The following is a 1,331-nucleotide window of genomic DNA, read 5'->3' as shown; positions in this document are numbered from 1 at the left end:
GCCGGGGTCTGACCCCGCCCCGTCCCCGAACCCCCGCCCGTTGCCCGCCCGGAAGGACCCCAGGTGACCACAGAGTTCCCCCACGCTTTCTCCCCGTTCCCGCTCGGCGCACTCACCCTGCGGAACAGACTGGTCGCGCTGCCCGCCGGGACGAGCATGGCCACCGACGGTGTGCCCACCCACGGCGACCAGGATCACTTCGAGCGTCTGGCCGCCGGCGGGGTCGGGCTGATCATCGGGGGCGCGACGGTGGTCCACCCGTCCACGACCCTGCGGTCCCGCAAGCTGGTCGAGGCCTACACCGAGGAGGTGGTCCCCGCCCTCACCGAGAAGGCGGCGGCTGTCCACCGGCACGGCGCCAAGATCATCGGCCAGCTGGTCCACCTCGGACGCGAGTTCATCGGGGGTGAGTCCGACTCTCCGCCCTCCGCGCCGTCGGCCCTCAAGACCCCCCGCGACGCCTACCCCCCGCACGAGCTGTCGGTCGAGGAGATCGCGGACATCGTCGAGGGGTGGCGGATCTCCGCTGCGAATCTGGCCCGCGCGGGATACGACGGCGCCGAGATCCACGCCGCGCACGGCTACCTGCCGGCCCAGTTCATGTCCGCCCTCACCAACAGGCGGACCGACGGGTACGGCGGGGACCTCGCCGGCCGCATGCGGTTCCTCGACGAGGTGGTGGCCGCCATGCGGGAAGCGATGCCCGACGGCATGGTCCTCGGTGTGCGGCTCAGCGGGGAGGAGGAGATCCCCGGCGGGATGGGGATCGAGGACTGTGTGCGGATCGCGCGGCATCTCACCGCCTCGGGGGCGGTCGACTACTTCAGCATCACCCACGGCACACGCGGCGCGTACGTCAAGGACTCCACGCACCCCGACGCTGTGGCCGTAGACTCCGCGGCGCGCGTCCGCGCCGAGACCGGACTGCCCGTGCTGGTGGGGCAGCGGATCCGCGACGCGGCGACCGCCGACCACATCATCAAGAGTGGCAAGGCCGATCTCGTCGGCATGGCGCGGGCGCTACTGGCGGACCCGGACTTGCCGATCAAGTCCGCGCAGGGGCGGCTAGGCGAGGTCCGTGGCTGTCTGGGGATCAACCAGGACTGCCGCGCCTTCGATCCCCACCTGCACTGTGCGGTCAACGCCGAGATCGGCCGGGGTCGTCACCGGAACGTCGGGGTACGCGCGGAGGAGACGAAGGACGTCTACGTGATCGGCGGAGGGCCTGCCGGACTCGAGGCCGCGCGTGTCGCCGCCGGCCGCGGGCACCGCGTCACCGTGTTCGAGGCCGCGACCGACCTGGGGGGTGCCGTCCGGGTGGCCTCGCAGTC

General features: G+C 72.3%; 1 protein-coding gene. It reads left to right on the top strand.

The genetic code is table 11. The features are described 5' to 3' along the window. Positions 1-63: 63 nt before the first annotated feature. On the top strand, positions 64-1,331 hold a 1,268-nt coding region (locus G6027_RS02450), incomplete at its 3' end, for an NAD(P)-binding protein (protein ID WP_182635084.1).

The organism is Dietzia sp. SLG310A2-38A2, from assembly GCF_014145095.1.
Lineage (GTDB): Bacteria > Actinomycetota > Actinomycetes > Mycobacteriales > Mycobacteriaceae > Dietzia.
The sequence above is the reverse complement of the archived record's forward strand: the minus strand, read 5'-3'. Positions and strand labels throughout refer to the sequence as shown.